Here is an 18,783-nt window from a genome sequence, read left to right on the forward strand (position 1 = left end):
GCAGCTCGCGGACAGATTGGCCGGTGGACAAGATGGCATGCCGGCGTGACGCGGCAATGATCGTTGCGGGCGGAGCGTCTACAATAGGTCAGGATTCCGCTGATTGCCTTCCGGAAGGGGACCATGGCATGACGGGTGCTCGCAAATGCCCGGAAGGTATGCGCGACGCGGCAGCCGGGATCGACGCGATCAGAACCGGGAGCACCCGTTCCAGTGCCACCGGGGCCCGTTTGAAGCCGATTCGGTTTCCCGCGCCTCGCCCTCCCGCTGCCCCCGGACCCTACTCGGCCGCCTCGGCCAGCCGCGCCAGCTCGCACGACCATTCGTCGAGGGCCGCCCGCCCGTTCGGCGTCAGCCGGTAGATGCCGTGCGCCACCCTCTCGAACCAGCCGTAGTGATCGTCCCGCAGGATCGCCCCTGCCCGGGCCACGCCTGTCGCCCTCGCGATCGCCGCCGGGCTGGCCTCGCCCGTCGAGAGGTGCCCGGCACAGCGCAGCGCGTCCTGACGATAGGCCGTGACGCGCTTGATCCCCGTCGTGCCGGCGATGTTCGGATCGCCCACGCGCCGGTCGAACTCCCGGATCAGCCTCCCCGCCCGCGCCGCCGACTTGCGCGGCGCGTAGGGGCCGGGGTCGAGATGCGCCTCCACCGCGTCGCCCTTCACCGCCAGCAGACCCAGCCCCAGGCGCCGGCACAGCGCCACGATGTCGCGGTAGCGCGGCCCCCAGCCGCGCTTCGGCGGGACGGCGACGGCGAGGTAGACATGGTCGAAGAGCGCCAGCCGGGCCACACCCTGCAGCACCAGCTGGAGCGAGAACGAGGTCTTCAGCTCCACGATCACCGGCGGCTCGTCGCCGCGCACCGCCATCAGGTCGCAGGCGCCGACCTCTGCCTTGACGACGTAGCCCTGCCGCTCGAGATGCGCCTTCACCGGCGCCGCGAGGTCGGCCTCGCGGATCACCGGACCTTCAGCGTCGCGAGGCCGATCATCGCGAGGATCAGGCTGATGATCCAGAAGCGGATCACGATCTGCGGCTCGGCCCAGCCCTTCTTCTCGTAATGGTGGTGGATCGGCGCCATCAGGAAGACGCGCCGCCCGGTCCGCTTGAAGTAGAAGACCTGGATGATGACCGACAGCGCCTCGACCACGAACAGGCCGCCGACGATGGCGAGGACGATCTCGTGCTTGATCGCGACAGCGATCGCGCCGAGCGCCCCGCCGAGGGCGAGGCTGCCGGTGTCGCCCATGAACACCGCCGCGGGCGGGGCGTTGTACCACAGGAACCCCAGGCCGCCGCCGATCAGGCTGGCGCAGAAGATCAGGATCTCGCCGGTGTCGGGCACGTAGTGCACGTCGAGATACTCGGTGAAGTCGGTCCGCCCCACGGCGTAGGAAATGATGCCGAACGTCCCGGCCGCGATCATCACCGGCATGATCGCGAGGCCGTCGAGGCCGTCGGTCAGGTTCACCGCATTCGCCGCGCCCACGATCACGATGATCGCGAACGGGACGAACAGGATGCCGAGATTCAGAAGGTATTCCTTGAACACCGGAAAGGCGAGCTGGCCGGTCAGGTCGGCGGGGTGGAAGTGCGCCGCCCATGCGCCCGCCAGCCCCGCGACGACGAAGCCGATCAGCAGGCGCACCTTCCCCGAGACCCCCGCCGAGGACTGCTTGCGCACCTTGGCATAGTCGTCGGCGAAGCCGATCAGCGCGAAGGCGAGGGTCACGAACAGGACCATCCAGATGTACGGATTGTCGAGCCGCGCCCACATCAGGGTCGAGAAGGTGAGCGCCGCGATGATGAGAAGCCCCCCCATCGTCGGCGTTCCGGCCTTGAGAAAATGCCCCTCGGGCCCGTCGGTGCGGATCGGCTGCCCCTTGCCCTGCCGGCGGCGCAGCACGTTGATCAGCGGCGGCCCGAACAGGAAGCCGAAGACGAGCGCGGTCAGGAACGCGCCCCCGGCGCGGAAGGTGATGTAGCGGAACAGGTTGAAGACGTCGCCGCCGTCCGACAGCGCGGTCAGCCAGTAGAGCATGGTTACGCCCTCTCCCCTTCCTTCGCGGAGGCGCCCCGTTGCCCCAGTTTCCGGATCGCGTCAACGATCCGGCTGACCTTGATCGACTTCGACCCCTTCACCAGCAGCACGTCGCCGGAATCCACCAGCCGCTCGATCTCGGCGATGAGGGTGTCGGGATCCTTGACCCACCGCCCGCGCAGGCGGTCCGGCAGCGCCTCGTGCAGCGACTTCATCCGCGGGCCGACGCAGTGGACGATGCTCAGCTTCGCCATCGCCGGGTCGTCCGCGACGGCGGCGTGCAGCGCGATCTCGTCGGGGCCGAGTTCCAGCATGTCGCCGAGGATCGCGATCCGCCGGCCCTTGCGGACGCGGCCGACGCCGTCGGCCGGGCGGCTGGCGGCAAGGACGGCGAGCGCGGCGGACAGCGAGGCGGGGTTGGCGTTGAAGGCGTCGTCGATCAGCTCGATCGTCTCGGTCTCGATCGCGGGGTCGATGACGACGGTCTCGCGGGTGCCCCGCCCGGCGGGCGGCGCCCAGTCGCCCAGCGCCACCAGCGCCCGCGCCCGGTCGGCACCCAGCGCCTGCACCGCCGCGACGACGCCGAGGGCGTTCAGGGCGAAGTGCCCGCCCTCGGTCGCCACCTTGACCATGAAGGGCGTCCGCCAGGCGCGGCCCTGCCCCACGGTCGCGCCCTCCCGGACACGGATGTCGGTGAGACGGTGGTGCAGCCCGGCAGAGGTTCCGAACGTGATGATCCGGGCCGCATGACGACGCGCCTCGGCGCTGAGGATGTCGGAAACGGACAAGTCGCCGTTGATCACCGCGACGCCTCCGGGCTCCAGCCCCTCGAAGATCGCGGCTTTCTCGCGGGCGATCCCGGCGAGGCCGCCGTGGCCCACGAAGGCCTCCATGTGCGCGGGCGCCACGGTCGTGATCAGCGCGACGTGGGGCCGCGCCATCCGGGCCAGCGGGGCGATCTCGCCGGGATGGTTCATGCCGATCTCGATGACGGCGAACTTCGTCTCCGGCGGCATCCGCGCCAGCGTCAGCGGCACGCCCCAGTGGTTGTTGTAGGAGGCGACGGCGGCGTGGGTCGCGCCCTGCCCGTCCAGCGCGGTGCGCGCCATCTCCTTGGCCGAGGTCTTGCCGACCGAGCCGGTGATCGCCAGCACCCGCGCCTGCGTCCGCGCCCGCCCCGCCACGCCGAGCCGTCCCAGCGCCTCCAGCACGTCGTCCACGATCAGCAGCGGCGCATCCTCCGCCACGCCGTCCGGCCGGCGCGAGACGAGCGCGGCCGCGGCGCCCTTCTGCAGCGCCTGCGCGACGAACTCGTGCCCGTCCCGTTCGGCCGTCAGCGCCACGAACAGGTCGCCCGGCGCCAGGGTCCGTGTATCGATCGAGACCCCATCCGCCGCCCAGTCGCGCGTCGAGGTGCCGCCCGTCGCGGCGACGGCGTCGGCCGAGGTCCAGAGCGCCATCAGACCCGCCCCTCCAGCGCCGCCACCGCCACGCTGGCCTGCTCGGCATCGTCGAAGGGCAGGACGCTGTCGCCGACGATCTGGCCGGTCTCGTGCCCCTTGCCGCAGATCAGCAGCGCGTCCCCCGGCTCCAGCATGTCGACGCCGCGCAGGATCGCCTCGGCGCGGTCTCCCACCTCCATCGCGCCGGGCGCGCCGTCCAGCACCGCGCGGCGGATCGCGGCCGGGTCCTCGGACCGGGGATTGTCGTCGGTGACGATGACGACGTCCGCATGTTCGGCCGCCGCCGCGCCCATCCTGGGCCGCTTGCCGCGGTCGCGGTCGCCGCCCGCGCCGACGATCGCGACGATCCGTCCGAGGACATGGGGCCGCAGCGCCGCCAGCGCCGTCGCCACCGCGTCGGGCGTGTGGGCGTAGTCGACGAAGACCGTCGCGCCGTTCTCGCGGGTGGCGGCGTGCTGCATTCGGCCGCGCACGGTGGTCAGCTCGGGCAGCACCCGGAAGACCTCGGCCGGGTCCTCGCCGGCGGCGATGCACAGACCCGCGGCGACCAGCACGTTCGACGCCTGAAAGCCGCCGATGAGACCCAGCCGCGTCGTCCGCGCCTCGCCCTGCCAGGCGAAGCGCAGCTCCTGCCCCGTCGCGTCGAAACGCTGGCCAGTCAGGCGCAGCCGCGCCCCCTCGGCCCGGCCGACGCCGATCACCTCCTGCCCGCGCTCTCCGGCGATCTGCGCCACCTCAGGGCCGCGGGGATCGTCGAGGTTCACCACCGCCACACCATCGTCCGGCAGCAGGCGGGTGAAGAGGCCGCACTTGGCGCGGAAGTACGCGCCCATCGTGCCGTGATAGTCGAGATGGTCCTGGCTGAAGTTGGTGAAGCCGGCCGCCGCCAGCATCACCCCGTCCAGCCGCCGCTGGTCGAGACCGTGGGACGACGCCTCCATCGCCGCATGGGTCACGCCCGCCGCGGCCGCGTCGGCCAGGCAGCGGTGCAGCGTCACGGGGTCGGGCGTCGTGTGCCGCAGCGGCCAGGTCCACGCCCCCTCGACCCCGGTGGTGCCGATGTTGATCGCCGTCCGGTCCAGGGCGATCCAGATCTGCCGGCAGAACGACGCGGCCGAGGTCTTGCCGTTGGTCCCGGTCACCGCGACCATCGTCTCGGGCTGGGCGCCGAACCACAGGGCGGCGGTGCGGGACAGCGTCGCACGCGGATCCTCGGCGACCACGACGGCGACGTCGGTCCCGGCGAGGTGCGCCGCGGCCAGCCTGGCCCCGTCGGCGTCGGTGAGGATCGCGCTCGCCCCCCGCGCCAGCGCGGTTCCGGCGTAGCTCGCCCCGTGGGCCTGGGTGCCCGGCAGCGCGGCGAAGAGCCAGCCCTCCTGCACCTCGCGCGAATCCGCGGTCAGACCGGCGACTCGGGTGCCGCGTCCGCCCGCGGCCCGAAGACCGAGTTCCGCCAAGGATTTGTCTGCCGCCACGGCCCTGCCCGCCCTCAGTGACTTGCGGTCTGTGTTACACCTGTCGGATCGAGGGTCGCAATCTCGGGACGCAGGCCCATCAGCGGGGCGGTCCGGCGGATCAGCTCGGCCGCGACCGGCACGGCGGTCCAGCCGGCGGTGCGGCGGTTCTCGCCGGCCACGAACTGCTGCGGCTCGTCGAGGCTGAGGATGACCACGTATTGCGGATCGTGCGCGGGGAAGACGCCCGCGAAGGTCGAGATGGTGCGGTCGGTATAGTAGCCGCCCGTCGGCCGCGGCTTGTCGGCCGTCCCGGTCTTGCCGCCGACCTCGTAGCCCGGCACCTCGGCGAAGCTCGCCGTGCCGCGAGTCACCACCTGCCGCAGCATCGAGCGGGCGGCGGCCGAGACCTCCTCGCTGACGACGCGCTCGCCCTCCTGCGGGCCGTCCTGCCGGACCAGCGTCGCGCGCACCCGGTGCCCGCCGTTCAGCAGCGAGGCGTAGGCCTGCGCCAGGTGCAGCGGCGAGGCCGACAGGCCGTGGCCGTAGCTGATCGTCATCAAGGAGATCTCGGACCATTGCTGGGGCAGGAGCGGCTGGCCGGTCGGCGCCTCGACCATTTCGACCTGCGTGGGTTCGAGGAAGCCGAGGGACCCGAGGAACTCGCGCTGACGCGGCGCGCCGATCATCAGGGCGATCCGGCTGGTGCCGATGTTCGAGCTTTCGACGATGACGTCGGTCACGGTCAGCTGAGGCCCGTAATCGTGGAAGTCGCGGATGCGGAAGCGGCCCCAGGTCATCGGCCCGCGCGTGTCGATCAGCGTCTGCGCGTTGACGAGGCCCAGCTCCATCGCCTGCGCCACGGCGAAGATCTTGAAGACCGAGCCCAGCTCGTAGACGCCCTGCACCGCCCGGTTGAAGATCGGGCTGTCGGACTGGTCGCCTTCCGTCAGCGGTCGCGGCCGGTCGTTGGGATCGAAGTCGGGCAGCGACGCCATCGCGACGATCTCGCCGGTATGCACGTCCATGATGATCGCCGTGGCGCCCTTGGCCTCCATCAGCGTCATGCCGCCGGCGAGGACTTCCTCCATCGCCGCCTGCACGGTGAGGTCGATCGACAGCTCCAGCGCCTGGCCCTCGTTGGCGGGATCGCGCAGCCAGGCGTCGAAGTAGCGCTCCACCCCCGCCACGCCGATCACCTCGGCGCTGTCCACGCCCTCGCGGCCGTAGGAGGCGCCGCCCAGGATGTGCGACGCGATGGGACCGTTCGGGTAGAGGCGCATCTCGCGCGGGCCGAAGAGGAGGCCTGGATCGCCGATGTCGTGCACCTGCTGCATCTGCTCGGGGCTGATCTGGCGGCGGATCCACAGGAAGCGGCGGTTGCCGGTGAAATCCTCGAGCAGCTCCTCGGCGTCCAGTTCGGGGAAGATCCGCGCCAGTTCCACCGCGGCGTGGGCGGGGTCGATCATCTGCTGCGGCTGGGCGTACAGGGCGTGGGTGTCGAGGTTGGTCGCCAGCACGCGGCCGTTGCGGTCCACGATGTCCGAGCGCTGGTTGATGATCGGATTGCCGTTCGCGACCGCCCGCGGCTCTTCCGCCTCGGTCGCGGCGAGGGCGCCCATGCGGACGCCGATGGTCAGGAAGGCGACGAAGAAGAAGAAGCCGAGGACCAGAAGCCGCCCCTCGGCGCGGGCGCGGGCGCGGTCGCGCATCTCCTCGTGGCGCAGGCGCAGGTTCTCGGCGGCGATGGCGTCGGGATTGCCGCCCTCGTCGCGGGCGCGCAGGACACGGGCGAGCGGGCGGAGCGGGCGGCGGATCACAGCGGCTCCTCCCCGTTCGGGCCGCGCTGGCCGGCGGAGATCTCGACCGGGTCCATGATCGGGCCCAGCTCGGGGATCGGCGGCAGGGGCATCGCGATGTCCTGCGGGTGGCCGAATGCCTCGGGCGTCAGCGGCAGGAGGCCCAGCCGGTCGAAGTTGGCGTCGGCCAGCTCGCGCAGGCGGTCGGGGCGGTTGAGATACGCCCATTCGGCGCTCAGCACGTTGAGCCGGGCGTGGGCCGCGCCGATCCGCGCGTTCAGCGACCGGACCTCGCGGATCGCGCCCTGCGTCCGGTAATTCTCCTGGTAGGCCCAGAATCCCAAGGCGACGACGCACACCGCCGTCAGCACGTAAAGAAGCCCGCGCACCCTAACTGCCCCCTCTCGCCCTCGGCATGCCCAGATCGCCCGGGTCCACCGGCGAAGGCGCCGCCGCCGTCCGCCGCGCGACGCGGAGCTTCGCGCTCCTCGCCCGGGGGTTGGCGGCCACTTCCTCCGCGCCCGGCTCGACCGCCTTTTTGGTGACGATTTCGAAGCCCGGCTCCGGCAGGTCTGCCACCGGCGCGTGGCGGTTGCCAGCCCCCACCGCGCCGGAGCGAATCTGGAGAAACCTTTTTGCCATACGGTCCTCGACCGAATGGAACGTCACCACCGCGAGATGCCCGCCGGGCCGCAGCGCCCGCTCGGCCGCCATCAGCCCCTCGGCCAACTCGGCATATTCCTCGTTCACCGCGATCCGCAGCGCCTGGAAGGTGCGGGTGGCCGGATGGCTCTGCCCGGGCTTCTGGCGCGGCAGGCATTTCGACACGATTTCAGCGAGGTGCAGGGTGGAGTTCACCGGCCGCGCGAGGACGATCGCCTTGGCGATCCGGCGGCTCGCCCGCTCCTCGCCGTAGAGGTAGATGAGGTCGGCGAGCCGTCCCTCGGGCAGCTCGTTCACCAGCTCGGCGGCCGTCGGCCCATCGGCGCCCATCCGCATGTCGAGGGGGCCGTCCTTCTGGAACGAGAAGCCCCGCTCGGCCCGGTCGATCTGCATCGAGGAGACGCCCAGATCCAGCGCCACCCCGTCCAGCGGCTCGCCCGCGATCTCGTCCAGCGACGAGAACCGTCCCGGCCGCAGGTCCAGCCGGTCGCCGTACTGCGCCGCCCACCCTTTCGCCATCTCGAAGACGGACGGGTCGCGGTCCACCCCGATCACCCGCTCCGCCCCCGCCTCCAGCAGCGCGCGCGCGTAGCCGCCGGCGCCGAAGGTGCCGTCCAGCCAGACGCCCCGGACGGGCGACACCGCCGCGATCAGCGGCCCGATCAGCACGGGAATGTGGGGGCTCTGCGGCGTCGCGGCAGCGGCGGCCATCCGTCAGCCCGCCCCCGGCTGAACCAGAAGGCTGAGCGGATCGAAGTCCTCGCCCTGTTCGTCCAGCCACTCGAGGAGGTCGTCGTCCTGGCGCTCGTAGACCTCGGACGGCCAGATGTCGAAATGGTCGCCGGACCCGGCGAGGACCAGCTCGCCCCCGTTCATGCCCCGCTTCTCGCGCTGGCGCTGCGGCAGGACCACGCGGCCGTCCTTGTCGACGTCAAGGATCTGCGAGCGGTTCAGGATGAGCTGGGTGGCGCGGTTCTTGGCGGGCGAGCCGAGCGGCAGGTCCTCGATATCCTTCGCGATCCGGCGGAAGCCGGCGACCGAGTAGGCCTTGAAGTTCGATTTCAGATGCGGGCCGTAGAGAAGGTAGAGCGACGGGCCAGCGGCGGGGCCGCGATCGTCGTTCTGCTCGAGCACGCGCCGGAACGGAGCCGGGATCGAAAGCCGACCCTTCCCGTCCATCTTCAGGGTATATTCACCCGTGAAGCTTTCGTGCGCCAACCCGCGTCCCTTCGGTCCCCAGGCGGATGGTGCAGTCCCTGAAACGGAAAACGGCGGATCGAGATGCTGCCATATCTCGATCCGCCGCCCTCAGTCCCGTTTCCGGGATGTCCGACTGCGCGCGCCACCTGGGGGGATAAGTGTCTGCTCGCGTACGCGCCGGATCTCTTCGTTCCGAAAGTGAGGGGTGCCCGATGAAACCTGCCTCGTGCCGATTGGGGTCGTTGTCTTGGGTGCCCCTTGGTCGTCGCTGCCGTCCTCGCTTCCGATGTCGATAGGGATGCCATGCCACTGGCTCCCATTCAACTCCAATTTTTGGGAAAGGCGCGATTGTCACACTCACGCTCGGCGCGAGCGCACAACCCGCACGTGCGGCTTGACCCACAAAATGGCGGGTTTCCACAGAGTCCGATCAATATCTGGTGGTTTATGGCTTCACCGCGCCGTGAAGCGTTCGTGTTCGCGTACCGTGGGCACGGCCGTTCAGGTGGGCTGCACCGGCGTTCCGAAAGGGGCGATCCCGGCAAATCCCATGGAGGTGGAGGCGAATCCCGGCTGCGAACCCAGCCAATCCCATGCCGAGGGCGAGTCGCGCCGCCCCCGGCGAGTCGCCTCAGGACATGCCGCCGGCGATCAGGCCCTTCGCGAGGCGCCGGTACGCCTCGGCCATCGCGCCTTCGCCCGCCGCGACGGGCGTTCCGGCATCGCCGCCCTGACGGGTGGCGAGGTCGATGGGGAGCGATCCCAGCAGCGGCACGCCCAGCGCCTCGGCCTCGGCCGCGACGCCGCCGTGGCCGAAGAGATGCGCCTCGTGCCCGCAGTTCGGACAGATATAGAGGGACATGTTCTCGATCATACCCAGGAGCGGCGTCTTCAGGGTCGCGAACATGTCGATCGCCTTGCGCGCGTCGAGCAGCGCGACGTCCTGCGGGGTCGACACCACGATCGCCCCCGTGAGCGCCGTCCGCTGGCACAGGGTCAGCTGCACGTCGCCGGTCCCCGGCGGCAGGTCGACGATCAGCACGTCGAGCGCGCCCCAGCGCACCTGGCCCAGCAGCTGCTGCAGCGCCCCCATCAGCATCGGCCCGCGCCAGATCACCGCCTTGGCCGGGTCCAGCATCAGGCCGATCGACATCATCGTGACGCCATGGGCGTGCAGCGGCTCGATGATCTCGCCATCCGCGCTCTTCGGCCGGTCGCTGACGCCCATCATCCGCGGCTGGCTCGGCCCGTAGATGTCGGCGTCGAGAAGGCCGACCCGCCGCCCCTCCCGCGCGAGCGCCACGGCGAGGTTGCTGGCGACCGTCGACTTGCCGACTCCGCCCTTGCCCGACCCGACCGCGATGATCCGGTCGATCCCGGCGATCCGCTGCGGCCCGCTCCCCTGCTGCGGCGTCGGGTGACGCCCCACCTTCAGCGAGGGCGGCGCGCCGCCCGGCGCCGGCCGCGGAGGCGCCGCGGCCGGCCCGTGGGCGGTGAGGATCGCCGACACCTTCTCCACGCCCGGCAGCGACCTCACCGCCGCCTCGGCGATCTGGCGAAGCGCCTCCATCCCGCGCGCGGCCTCGGGCGTGGGCGCCTCGATCACGAAGCGCACGCTCCCGCCCTGCACCGCCAGGGCGCGAATCAGATCGCGGGAGACGGGGTCCCCTCCGTCCGGAAGCTGGAGCCGGCTCAGCGCGGCCAGCACGTCGTCTCGGGTCACGGACATCGCGTCATCCTTTCGTCACAGGCCGGTACGGCAGCCGCCCGAGGCGCGGGCGAACCGCCTTTCCGACAGGCAGGCCGCACATGGCGACGTTTTCAATCTGCCGCAAGATCAGGCAGTTACGCCGCGGAAATAGGTCAGCACTGCGTATGCATTTGCTGCATGGCAGCATTGCCGAAAGCCCCCGTTGTGCACCCGCAGCATAAGCATAGTTTTGGCCTCGACAGCGCTAACACGGCGCGGCCGCCGGGCCAATCGGGTGACGGCGGGAGACGGAAACGACGACGGAGCGGCCGGCAAGAGCAGCTCCGCCCGAGCAGAAGAAGAGAGACGCAACATGGCCTATGCCAATGCTTCGCGCGCCGACGGCGCCACCCTCCGGGACCGGTTCGCGGTCCTTCGCACCGACCTCTCGGAGCGGCTCGCCCGCCGCCGGCTGTACCGCACCACGCTGGACGAGCTGACCCGCCTCGACGACCGCGACTTGGCCGACCTCGGCATCCACCGGTCGCAGCTGAAATCCATCGCCCACGAGTCGGCCTACGGCCGCTCGTAAGGCAACCGACACCGGACCGGGAGGTCTTCCTCCTCCCTGACCCCCGATCCGGCTCCGCGATCCGCCACTCCTCCTCCCTCGGCGGATCGCAAGAACGGCGGCGGCGTCCCACCTCCTCCCGGGGCGCCGCCGACCGAACCACCGCCGCCGGACGGTCATCCGGCACAGGTTTCGCGGGGCCCCTCCTCCTCCCTCGGGTCCCGCAAAGACGGCAGGTCCGGTCCCCACCTCCTCCCGGGGACCGGACCTCGCCGGAAGATACCGCGGCCGGCCCTCTCCTCCTCCCTCGGGCCGGGTGCGGACCAAGGGCGACACCGGCCACCTCCTCCCGGCCGGATCGCCCGAGACAGGCGGCGGCGTCCCACCTCCTCCCGGGGCGCCGCCGATCCTGGACCGAGATACGCGGCGCGCCCCTCCTCCTCCCTCGGGCGTGTCGCGGATACGGCGGAACCGGCCACCTCCTCCCGGCCGGGACCGCCAGACACGAGACGGCGGCGCTCCACCTCCTCCCGGGGCGTCGCCGATCCTCGATCAGAGCTACGCGGCGGGCCCCTCCTCCTCCCTCGGGCGTGTCGCGGATGACGGCGAGACCGGCCACCTCCTCCCGGCCGGGACCGCCAGACACGAGACGGCGGCGCTCCACCTCCTCCCGGAGCGTCGCCGATCCTCGACCAGAGATACGCGGCGGGCCCCTCCTCCTCCCTCGGGCGTGTCGCGGATGACGGCGGAGCCGGCCACCTCCTCCCGGCCGGAGCCGCCAGACATGAGACGGCGGCGCCCCACCTCCTCCCGGAGCGCCGCCGTTTTCATGTCCGGACGTCAGCCGCGCTCGTCCTTGGGCGTTCCCATCACCATGTAGCTGGTGAGAGAGCGGACATGTGGCGCGGTGCCGAGGACGTCGGTGTGAAACCGCTTGAAGCTGGCGAGGTCCGCCACCTCCACCCGCAACAGATATTCGAACACGCCGGCGACGTTGTGGCACTCCGCCACCTCCGGCGCCCGCGCCATCGCCCGTTCGAACCCTTCCTGCGCAGCCTTTGTGTGCTCGGACAGTCCGACCGCGACGAAGACCACGAAGTCGCGCCCCGTCGCCCTGGGGTCGATCCGCGCCCGGTAGCCACGGATCACGCCCCGCCGCTCCAGCTCCTGCACCCGGCGCAGGCAGGCGGAGGGCGACAGGCCGACCCTCTCGGCCAGCGCGAGGTTGGAGAGGCGCCCGTCGCGGGCAAGCTCGCGCAATATCCGCGTGGAGATATCATCCAGATCGCTCATGGATTGCGACGTTAGCCCCGCGGCCGCGATCTTCGCAATTTCATTCCGCCGAACGCGGTGCAGGATTGCGGCATGGCCCAGTCCCTGTTCCTCGCCCTGCTCGGCTTCGCCTTCGCGACCACGGTCACCCCGGGGCCGAACAACATGATGGTCATGGCCTCCGGCGCGAATTTCGGCCTGCGCCGCACCCTGCCCCACGTCGCCGGCATCGCGCTGGGCTTCGGCGCGATGATCCTCGCCCTCGGCCTCGGCCTGATGCAGGCGTTCCACACCGTCCCCGGGCTGGAGACCGCGTTGACCTGGGCCTGCCTCGCCTATCTCCTGTGGCTCGCCTGGAAGATCGCGACCGCCGCGCCGAAGGCGCCGGAGGCGCCGGAGGCGCGGCCCGCCGGGCGCCCGCTCACCTTCCTGCAGGCCGCCGCCTTCCAGTGGGTGAACCCCAAGGCCTGGGCGATGGGCACCTCGGCCCTCACCGCCTATGCCGGCGCCGCCGGCCCCGGCGCGGTCGCCACCGTCGCCGCCACCTTCGCGGCCGTCTCGGTCCCCTGCATCCTCGCCTGGACCCTCCTCGGCCAGCAGATGCGCCGCATCCTCTCCCGCCCCTCGCGGCTGCGCGCCTTCAACGTGACGATGGCGCTCCTGATGCTGGCGAGCCTCCTGCCGGTCCTCGCAGGCTGACCCTCCCTCTCACCGAGCCATAAATAGGCTATTATATATTTGACAAACCCGCCCGACTCGCCTTAAACCTCTGCGAAGGCGGGCTGATCTGGGGTTACGGCACCTTCGCATCGCGCAGAGCTGATAGCGCGGACCCTGGCATCGGCTTCCTCTTGAGTATCGGCTTCGATCTCAAGCGAGTACCTTCCGCCTTGGTGGGAGTATTGGAATGACCAGAGTTTGGGGGAGTCTTTCATGGCTAATCGTCCGTATCCTTCGTTTCTGCTCTACAAGGACAAGTCCGGCGAATACCGCTGGAAGTATCAAGCGTCCAACACCAAGATAATAGCAGACAGCGGAGAAGGCTATAAGAATAAGGCCGATTGCGTCCATGCTATGCATTTAGTGATGGACTGCAACAGACAGACGCCCGTCTGGAAAACGGAAGATGTGGAGTAGGCGCTAGTCTTTATCGTCCTTCGGCTTGCCCTCAGGCTTCTGTTTCGCCAGCTTCCGCAGCCGCTCATTGAAGCGGGCCTCGTCGTCGTCCGTCTCTAGCTCGCGGGCGGCTTCCTTGAAGCGTTTTAGCTGCTCGTTTTCGGGAGTGGGCATGAGGGATGTACCGGCTTTGACTTTGGAATGGAGAGGACTTTCTGTATTTCATCGTCGTCTTTGGTGTCTCTGCACCAGTTGTGAAAGCCGACGATTGGAACGGCTTTCTGACCCGTTTCTCCATCGCGCTTCTTGCCCTCATCGAATGAGTGCAACGAAAGGTTCTGAACGCCGAACTCTTCTCGCAGCGACACGGCGGTGGCCAAGTGGATAGAGTCGCCCAAACTCAACTCGCGCGAAGATGCTCTTTCGTCAGGCCCATCTACCTGCCGGTAGCGCTGGTCTCGCAGGTATCCCGCCAGCGACATGATGTCTGGCGACGGATCGACATACTTAAACGACTTGTTGATGGACGAGATTACCTGGGCGGGGGTGAGGGCGCTGCGTCCAATCTTAGAGGGCCTAATCTCTGCGAGAGATATGGTCGATAGATATATGTCGACCCGACCGGCGTTCAGATCATCTAGATAGGCCTTAAGGTGATCGGTGTAGTCTGGGGTGCCTGCATTCAGCCATCTGTAAAGTACGCAGGTATCCCACAGCAAAGAACCAGAAGCCATTACCCAACACCTCGCGTGGCGTTCGGGTCTAGGTTCATCAGTGCGCCCCTCAGAGAGATGATGTTGGGAGCGGTCTCATCTATCAGCTTTATACTGGTAACGTCTATGCGCTCCGGAAGCATGCTACGCCCATCGTGTTGCGCCCGGCCGCTTACGAGCGCCCGGCGGCCGAGGGCGCTTCTCAGCAGATCGACATTCTCTTGAGCAACAACGCAGCTAATCTCTTTTCCGCCAGCAGAAAGAATAAGTTTGGCCTCGGGAAATAGGCCGCGAATATCGACAAGCTTCATGATGCCGTCATAAGTGGATAGTGCAACACCCCGAAAATACTTCGGCTGCGCCTGACTTGCTGCATCGACAGCAGCGGAAATGATCCGTTCGACTCGGCTTTTCAGAAGCGCATCAAGTCTCACCGGCGCTGTCTCAGCCGCGCTGACGACGCCATAAGAAAACGACTCTCCGGCGCCCGAAGAAAGACTTCGGAAAGTTTCTAGCGCGACCTCATCGGCCGAATTTTCAACCTTGAACGGCACCTCGTTACTTGCAGCCGCTCCAATTTCAGCAAAGCGCCGAGAGGGCGAATATCGTACAGTCCTTGGCTTTACTATCTTCTCGCGCAGCATCACTGTGGCGCTAGCAAATTCAAGATCGTGGATCATGAATTTGTGCTGGCCCTTTGTATTGTAGAATTTGTCAAGCTGCCTCAGGCCGGAAATAAGCTTCTTCAGCTTATCGGCAAAAACGGCTCCATCGACCTCGTCCTCATGGTGGTCGAGGCCGTAAATCGTGAATTTCAGATCAGTTCCGCCGGGCGGGGCCATTAGCAATCAGACAATTTGTACGTCAGTCGTTTGCCGACGACCGACGATACCACGTTTAGGGCGCGTTGAGAATCGTCTACGCCGTTCGCCTTACGATTGTTGTAACGGAAGTCGAACTCCGCAGCGTAGCGATGCAGATGCTGCTTGCCGCAGTGCTGATAGACGCCCTTCATGCCGCGCTTGAAGACGCTGTAGAAGCCTTCGACGGTGTTGGTGTGGACGGTGCCGCGCACGTACTCGCCCGCGCCGTGGCGGGTGAAGTCGTGGCCCGCGAAGGACTTGTTGAGGCGCTTATACCAGACGGCTTCGTCGGTGTAGACGACGGTCTCGGCGTCGATGTTCGCTTGCAGGATCGGGACCAGCGTGTCGGCCTTGAGGTCGTCCACGACGATGCTCTTGGCGCGCTTGGTCTGGCGGTCGATCAGGGTCAGCACCTTCATCTTGTGAGCGCCGCCGCGAGCGGTCTTGGACTTGGTGACGCCCGGCTCCTTGCCGATGAATGTCTCGTCAACCTCGACAGTGCCGCCGTTGCCGCCCATCGGGGCGAAGTCGCCGGAGCGCATGCACTCGCGGATGCGATGGGTCAGGAACCACGCGGACTTGTAGGTGATGCCGAGGACGCGGTGCATCTGGTGGCTGCTGATGCCCTTCTTGCTGGACACCATCAGGTGGATCGCCTGGAGCCACAGATGCAGCGGCAGGTGGCTCTCCTCGAAGATGGTGCCCTTGCGGACGGTAAACTGCTTGCGGCACTCGCGGCACTTCCACAGGCCGTGGCGCTCGACGCCTTCCGGGTTTTTCTTGGACGGCTTGGTGCGGACGCCTTCAAGGCGATAGGCGCGGTCGATCACGCCGCAGTGCGGGCACACCGGACCATCCGTCCAGAGCATCGCTTCGACGTGCGCGAACGCAGCGGCTTCATCGTGCATGTAGGGGGCGGAAAGAACCGACATGGCGGGCCTCTAACGTGTTAGGTCAGATATAGGCTCCGGCCGTGGGTTTGTCAAATATACAATCGCCCATAAATATCCTCAGGGGGAGTCCGGCCCCCCGGGGGCCGGACGGGGGCGGAACGCCCCCCGAACGCAAGAGAATGCGCCGTCAGGCGCTCCGCCGGATCAGAACGGGATCTCGTCCGCCTGCGTCGCCGAGACGACGAAGCGCGCCACCACGTTCTTCGTCCCCGCCTTGTCGAACTCGATCACCAGCTTGTCGCCTTCGAGGCCCATTACCTCGCCGTAGCCGAACTTCTGATGGAACACCCGATCGCCCACGGTGAAGGAGGAGGACGCCTCGAGGTCGATGGTGATGTTGCGCGCCTCCTGCGGCTGCGCGACGCGGCGGGAGGACGACTTGGACTGCATCCGCTTCCAGCCGGGCGAGTTGTAGACGTCGGCCCGCACTGCCCGCTGCTGCAGGTGCGATTCCGACGCCGCGGCGAGGATCGGCGAGGCGCTCGCGGCCATGCCGGCCGCGCCGTAGCCGCCGCCATACAGGCCCGGCGGCGTCAGCACCTCGACGTGGGACTCCGGCAGCTCGTCGATGAACCGCGACGGCAGCTGCGACTGCCACTGGCCATAGACCCGGCGATTGCCGGCGAAGCTGATCGTGCAGATCCGCTCGGCCCGGGTGATCCCGACATAGGCCAGCCGCCGCTCCTCCTCGAGGCCCTTCATCCCCGACTCGTCCATCGAGCGCTGCGACGGGAACAGCCCGTCCTCCCAGCCCGGCAGGAACACCACGGGAAATTCCAGCCCCTTCGCGGCGTGGAGGGTCATCACCGTGACCTTCTCCTCCGAGTCCTCGCTGTCGTTCTCCATGATGAGGGCGATATGCTCGAGGAAGCCCTGAAGGTTGTCGAAGTTCTCCAGCGCCTTCACCAGCTCCTTGAGGTTCTCCAGCCGGCCCGGCGCCTCGGGCGTCTTGTCCTGCTGCCACATGCCCGTGTAGCCGCTCTCGTCCAGGATCATCTCGGCCAGTTCGACATGGGTGTCGGCCTCGGCCACCACCTGCCCGTGCCAGCGGTCGATCCCCTGCACCAGTTCGCGCAGCGCGGCGTGGCCCTTGCCCGAGATCAGCCGCCCCTCGACGCAGAGCCGCGCGCCCTCGTGCAGCGACACCCCGTTCGACCGCGCGGTGCGCTGGATCGTCTGCACCGCCTTGTCGCCGAGGCCGCGCTTGGGCGTGTTCACGATCCGCTCGAACGCGAGATCGTCGTCCGGCGACACGGCGAGCCGGAAGTAGGCCATGGCGTCGCGAATCTCCATCCGCTCGTAGAAGCGGGGGCCGCCGATCACCCGGTACGGCAGGCCGATGGTGAGGAAGCGGTCCTCGAAGGCCCGCATCTGGTGCGAGGCGCGGACGAGAATCGCCATGTCATCCAGGCTGAACGGGCTGAGCCCGCGGGTCCCGCGCTGATAATCCTCGATCTGCTCGCCGATCCAGCGCGCCTCCTCCTCGCCGTCCCAGTGGCCGATCAGGCGGACCTTCTCGCCGTCCTCCCCGTCGGTGAAGAGCGTCTTGCCGAGACGCTGCTTGTTCGCCGCGATGATGCCCGACGCGGCGGCGAGGATGTGCGCGGTGGAGCGGTAATTCTGCTCCAGCCGCACCACCTTGGCGCCGGGGAAGTCCGTCTCGAACCGCAGGATGTTGCCCACCTCGGCGCCGCGCCAGCCGTAGATCGACTGGTCGTCGTCGCCGACGCAGCAGATGTTCCGGTGCCCGCCCGCCAGCAGGCGCAGCCACAGGTACTGGGCGACGTTGGTATCCTGGTACTCGTCGACGAGGATGTAGCGGAACCAGCGCCGGTACTGGGCGAGGATGTCCTCGTGCTCCTGCAGGATCTGGATCACGTGCAGCAGCAGGTCGCCGAAATCGACGGCGTTCAGCTCGCGCAGGCGCGCCTGGTACTGCGCGTAGAGGCGCACGCCCCTGCGGTCGTAGGCCGACGCCTCGGAGGCCGGGACCTGGTCCGGCCGCCAGGCGCGGTTCTTCCAGTTGTCGATGATCCCCGCCAGCATCCGCGCCGGCCAGCGCTTGTCGTCGATGTTCTCGGCCGCGATCAGCTGCTTGAGCAGGCGCAGCTGGTCGTCGGTGTCGAGGATGGTGAAGTTCGACTTCAGCTCCACCAGTTCGGCATGGCGCCGCAGCAGCTTCACGCAGATCGAGTGGAAGGTGCCGAGCCACGGCATCCCCTCCACCGCCTCGCCCAGCATCCGGCCGATCCGCGTCTTCATCTCGCGGGCGGCCTTGTTGGTGAAGGTCACCGACAGGATCTCGTTCGGCCGCGCCTTGCCGGTGGCGAGGAGATGCACGATCCGCGAGGTCAGCGCCTTGGTCTTGCCGGTGCCGGCGCCGGCGAGCATCAGGACGGGCCCGTCGAGCGCCTCGACCGCCTCGCGCTGCGCGGGATTGAGGTCGTCCAGATAGGGGGCGGGGCGCGCGGCCACCGCGCGGGCGGAAAGGGGCGTGCTGCTCATGGGCCGCAAGATAGCGCGGACCGGCGCCACGTTAAAGGATTGTTCGCTTTCTGTTCCTTGGAATTGAGGGAAGTGGCCTGTTGGTCGAGGCTGGCGCTGTCACCTGCGGGGCCTCGGCGCCGGAAGGCGGGCGGTCCAGGCCGTACGATGCCTCGAGACTGACCCGCCCCGGGCCCGACCCGGGGCCTCGCGCCGCAAGGTGCCGCCGTTCGATCGAGGTCCCTGTCTAACGAAATCATGTCAATGTGCTGGTGGCGGACGGCATCCCGTGAGGTCCCAGGGCTTGGAGCCCGCGAGCCGGCGCGGGAGCCGTCCGCCTTTGGATCGTCAACCTGAACAGTTGCTTGGGGCTGCGTGACCAGACCCCGCACCGACAGGGACAGGAGAAGATCATGACAGAAGAGTGCATCGGCGTCGACGTTTCGAAGCGGTGGATCGACGTGCATCATCCGCAGACCGGACCGGCCCGTCTGGCCACCGA

At 68.5% G+C, this 18,783-nt stretch carries 17 protein-coding genes; 3 read left to right on the plus strand and 14 right to left on the minus strand.

What is annotated here, in order from left to right; all coding sequences use genetic code 11:
- Positions 1–280: 280 nt before the first annotated feature.
- From A37W_RS0120450 to A37W_RS0120490, 9 genes are all read right to left on the minus strand, one after another.
- Positions 281–961, minus strand: coding sequence for a DUF2161 domain-containing phosphodiesterase (locus A37W_RS0120450; RefSeq protein WP_018304924.1), 681 nt, complete (start codon positions 959–961; stop codon positions 281–283).
- On the minus strand, positions 958–2,040 hold the full coding sequence (gene mraY / locus A37W_RS0120455; protein WP_018304925.1) for a phospho-N-acetylmuramoyl-pentapeptide-transferase: 1,083 nt from the start codon (positions 2,038–2,040) through the stop codon (positions 958–960). Before mraY ends, A37W_RS0120450 begins: the two co-directional genes overlap by 4 nt.
- Before the next feature lie 2 nt (positions 2,041–2,042).
- Positions 2,043–3,500, minus strand: coding sequence for a UDP-N-acetylmuramoyl-tripeptide--D-alanyl-D-alanine ligase (locus A37W_RS0120460; protein WP_018304926.1), 1,458 nt, complete (start codon positions 3,498–3,500; stop codon positions 2,043–2,045).
- Entirely contained in the window at positions 3,500–4,960 is a 1,461-nt protein-coding gene (locus A37W_RS0120465; protein WP_018304927.1) for a UDP-N-acetylmuramoyl-L-alanyl-D-glutamate--2,6-diaminopimelate ligase, read from the minus strand. The genes A37W_RS0120460 and A37W_RS0120465 overlap by 1 nt, the downstream gene beginning before the upstream one ends.
- 32 nt (positions 4,961–4,992) lie before the next feature.
- Entirely contained in the window at positions 4,993–6,777 is a 1,785-nt protein-coding gene (locus A37W_RS0120470; protein ID WP_018304928.1) for a peptidoglycan D,D-transpeptidase FtsI family protein, read from the minus strand.
- Positions 6,774–7,145 carry a cell division protein FtsL gene (gene ftsL, locus A37W_RS0120475; RefSeq protein ID WP_018304929.1) on the minus strand — a complete coding sequence of 124 codons (372 nt, stop codon included), beginning with the start codon at positions 7,143–7,145 and terminating at the stop codon, positions 6,774–6,776. Before ftsL ends, A37W_RS0120470 begins: the two co-directional genes overlap by 4 nt.
- 1 nt (position 7,146) lies before the next feature.
- Positions 7,147–8,130 carry a 16S rRNA (cytosine(1402)-N(4))-methyltransferase RsmH gene (gene rsmH / locus A37W_RS0120480; RefSeq protein ID WP_018304930.1) on the minus strand — a complete coding sequence of 328 codons (984 nt, stop codon included), beginning with the start codon at positions 8,128–8,130 and terminating at the stop codon, positions 7,147–7,149.
- Between the two features lie 3 nt (positions 8,131–8,133).
- Positions 8,134–8,637, minus strand: coding sequence for a division/cell wall cluster transcriptional repressor MraZ (locus tag A37W_RS0120485; protein ID WP_018304931.1), 504 nt, complete (start codon positions 8,635–8,637; stop codon positions 8,134–8,136).
- A 613-nt stretch (positions 8,638–9,250) separates the two neighbouring features.
- Positions 9,251–10,348, minus strand: coding sequence for an Mrp/NBP35 family ATP-binding protein (locus tag A37W_RS0120490; RefSeq protein WP_018304932.1), 1,098 nt, complete (start codon positions 10,346–10,348; stop codon positions 9,251–9,253).
- 334 nt (positions 10,349–10,682) lie between these two features.
- Between A37W_RS0120490 and A37W_RS0120495 the strand changes: the two genes are divergently transcribed.
- On the plus strand, positions 10,683–10,901 hold the full coding sequence (locus A37W_RS0120495) for a DUF1127 domain-containing protein (protein WP_018304933.1): 219 nt from the start codon (positions 10,683–10,685) through the stop codon (positions 10,899–10,901).
- A gap of 819 nt (positions 10,902–11,720) precedes the next feature.
- Here A37W_RS0120495 and A37W_RS0120505 read toward each other — a convergent pair.
- Positions 11,721–12,173 carry an Lrp/AsnC family transcriptional regulator gene (locus A37W_RS0120505; RefSeq protein WP_018304935.1) on the minus strand — a complete coding sequence of 151 codons (453 nt, stop codon included), beginning with the start codon at positions 12,171–12,173 and terminating at the stop codon, positions 11,721–11,723.
- Between the two features lie 72 nt (positions 12,174–12,245).
- On the opposite strand from A37W_RS0120505, the gene A37W_RS0120510 reads away from it, so the two are divergent.
- The gene (locus A37W_RS0120510) at positions 12,246–12,851 is read left to right on the plus strand and encodes a LysE family translocator (RefSeq protein ID WP_018304936.1); all 606 of its coding nucleotides are present in this window, start codon (positions 12,246–12,248) and stop codon (positions 12,849–12,851) included.
- A 234-nt stretch (positions 12,852–13,085) separates the two neighbouring features.
- On the plus strand, positions 13,086–13,289 hold the full coding sequence (locus tag A37W_RS23505; protein WP_081617193.1) for a YegP family protein: 204 nt from the start codon (positions 13,086–13,088) through the stop codon (positions 13,287–13,289).
- 3 nt (positions 13,290–13,292) lie between these two features.
- Here A37W_RS23505 and A37W_RS24085 read toward each other — a convergent pair whose 3' ends face one another.
- The 4 genes from A37W_RS24085 to A37W_RS0120525 all read right to left on the minus strand — a co-directional run bounded on the left by A37W_RS24085 (position 13,293) and on the right by A37W_RS0120525 (position 18,302).
- Positions 13,293–13,442, minus strand: coding sequence for a hypothetical protein (locus A37W_RS24085; RefSeq protein WP_018304937.1), 150 nt, complete (start codon positions 13,440–13,442; stop codon positions 13,293–13,295).
- Between the two features lie 559 nt (positions 13,443–14,001).
- A complete protein-coding gene (locus tag A37W_RS23965) occupies positions 14,002–14,823 on the minus strand; it encodes a hypothetical protein (RefSeq protein WP_156169328.1) in 822 nt (273 codons plus the stop codon).
- Positions 14,823–15,776, minus strand: coding sequence for an IS1595 family transposase (locus A37W_RS0120520; protein ID WP_018304938.1), 954 nt, complete (start codon positions 15,774–15,776; stop codon positions 14,823–14,825). Before A37W_RS0120520 ends, A37W_RS23965 begins: the two co-directional genes overlap by 1 nt.
- A 165-nt stretch (positions 15,777–15,941) precedes the next feature.
- A complete protein-coding gene (locus tag A37W_RS0120525) occupies positions 15,942–18,302 on the minus strand; it encodes an ATP-dependent helicase (RefSeq protein WP_018304939.1) in 2,361 nt (786 codons plus the stop codon).
- Between the last annotated feature and the right edge of the window lie 481 nt (positions 18,303–18,783).

The sequence above is a fragment of the Wenxinia marina DSM 24838 genome (assembly GCF_000379485.1).
In the GTDB taxonomy this organism is placed as follows: domain Bacteria; phylum Pseudomonadota; class Alphaproteobacteria; order Rhodobacterales; family Rhodobacteraceae; genus Wenxinia; species Wenxinia marina.